We start from the raw sequence: 1,815 nt of genomic DNA, 5'->3' as shown, positions 1-1,815 counted from the left end.
GCCTGTATCAATAAAAAGGATTCGTCAGCTTAGAAACAATATCCAGAATGAATTGCGTGCCTGTGGAAAAAATACACAGTCTGATAATCGAATTGTCAAAGAACAAACTTTATATGCAAAAACCTAACCGGACACTACTGTATATAAGTAATTTATCGAAAATGTTCCTTTTTAATAATAATTAGCCGGAGTAAATCTTTTTCTACTATGACTGCACTGAATTATCTGGAATTTATTTGTTTGGGGGTAGCAGTGGGTTGCTATGGGACTTTAATCGGAGCGGGCGGTGGCTTTGTTTTAATGCCGGTTCTGCTCTTGCTTTATCCAAACCAAAATGCAAACCTGCTTACGAGCATTTCGCTTGCCATAGTTTTCTTTAATGCACTATCAGGTACGGAAGCATATTCATTGATGAAACGCATTGACTATCGTTCCGGATTGATGTTTTCACTTGCAACTATACCGGGAGCCGTGCTTGGAGCCTTGAACACGGCATATGTGCCCCGCCGCCTGTTTGATTTTATTTTTGCCATATTGTTGCTGGTCGGCGCGGTCTTTTTAGCATTACGGCCACGCGAGGTTGAAAACAACCGGATATCCATAAGCAAAGGCCGTAACAGGTCGATGCGCATTTTGGTTGATTCACACGGGAAAAAGTACGAGTATAATTTTAATTGGCCCCTTGGCATGATGATCAGCGTTATTGTCGGGTATGTTTCAAGTTTTTTGGGTATCGGCGGCGGCATTATTCATGTTCCGGCGCTATGCTATCTTTTGAATTTTCCCATTCACATTGCTACCGCTACTTCACACTTTGTACTTGCCATCATGGCTCTGACCGGCACTATTGTTCACATTATAACCGGGGCGTTCACCCAGGGTGTACATCAAATCATTGCTTTGGCCATAGGGGTGGTAATCGGTGCACAAATCGGAGCGCGTCTATCCGAGAAGGTGCAGGGAAGCTGGATTATTCGAAGCCTGGCAATGGCTTTGGGAGTTGTAGGGTTACGGATTTTATTCGTTGCGTGGTAAGAGTTTGGCCAAAATACCAGTATATTAGGCAGATATTTAAAAAACGGCATTGCAAAGCAAGTGACCTCATGAAAGAAAAATATACCGAAGATCGGGATAATCTTATTATTGATGAGATTCTTGTCTTTCTACAGGAAAAAAGGATAGCTCTTGCGATGGTACGAATTGGAATTACTATTATTTTTGAATTATATAACTATGAGCGACCACATCAAATAAGTCTTTTATTTATTTTTATTGAAAAAAACCATATATAATCATAGATAGTATTATATTGAAAAACATATCATTCAAATGACGGTTGGTTTGTGCCGATATGTTTCTGCTGATATTCGCCCTCAACTTAAGTCCGCGAAAAATAAGGAGGCCAGGAAATGCCGCTCGAATCCAAGAGCAGTAACACTTCACCCACCAATCCGGGTCGTCTCGGTGAAGAACTTGTCAGTTCCAAACTTATCACAAAAAAACAACTTGAAAAAGCTCTTGTCAGAAGGACTCAGGTCGACATGCCCATCGGATCACTACTTATTAAAATGGGCTTTGTATCTGCCGATGATGTGCTGGACTTTCTGTCGAAAAAATTCAGTGTGCCCCACATTAATTTATTCAGCATCAATATTCCTTATGAAACCATAAAAAATGGGTCTTCGCACATTTGTGTGGGTGACCCCTATATATAGCGGTCATGCAGTGATGACCTGGAATGCACTTGGTTTCCTTTTTGGGTAGAGATCAAACCCCCCACAGTGGAAGTAGATAGCGGTCCTATAGTGATCTCGG

General features: G+C 41.3%; 3 protein-coding genes. All 3 read left to right on the top strand.

The window, feature by feature from the left end; genetic code table 11:
• Positions 1–207 precede the first annotated feature (207 nt).
• The 3 genes from VXK47_RS20735 (at position 208) to VXK47_RS20725 (ending at position 1,715) form a co-directional block, all read left to right on the top strand.
• Positions 208–1,035 carry a sulfite exporter TauE/SafE family protein gene (locus VXK47_RS20735; RefSeq protein ID WP_435550694.1) on the top strand — a complete coding sequence of 276 codons (828 nt, stop codon included), beginning with the start codon at positions 208–210 and terminating at the stop codon, positions 1,033–1,035.
• A gap of 68 nt (positions 1,036–1,103) precedes the next feature.
• The gene (locus tag VXK47_RS20730) at positions 1,104–1,292 is read left to right on the top strand and encodes a hypothetical protein (RefSeq protein WP_435550693.1); all 189 of its coding nucleotides are present in this window, start codon (positions 1,104–1,106) and stop codon (positions 1,290–1,292) included.
• A gap of 117 nt (positions 1,293–1,409) precedes the next feature.
• On the top strand, positions 1,410–1,715 hold the full coding sequence (locus VXK47_RS20725) for a hypothetical protein (protein WP_435550692.1): 306 nt from the start codon (positions 1,410–1,412) through the stop codon (positions 1,713–1,715).
• The last annotated feature ends 100 nt before the right edge of the window (positions 1,716–1,815 follow it).

The organism is Desulfobacterium sp. N47 (genome assembly GCF_051233685.1).
Taxonomy (GTDB): Bacteria; Desulfobacterota; Desulfobacteria; order Desulfobacterales; family RPRI01; genus RPRI01.
Note: the sequence above shows the minus strand (reverse complement) of the source record. Positions and strands in the feature narration are given on the sequence as shown.

Bases quoted from the DNA above. Each gene is read 5' to 3' on its own strand.
- VXK47_RS20725 (WP_435550692.1), top strand. From the start codon at position 1,410: ATGCCGCTCGAATCCAAGAGCAGTAACACTTCACCCACCAATCCGGGT.
- VXK47_RS20735 (WP_435550694.1), top strand. From the start codon at position 208: ATGACTGCACTGAATTATCTGGAATTTATTTGTTTGGGGGTAGCAGTG.
- VXK47_RS20730 (WP_435550693.1), top strand. From the start codon at position 1,104: ATGAAAGAAAAATATACCGAAGATCGGGATAATCTTATTATTGATGAG.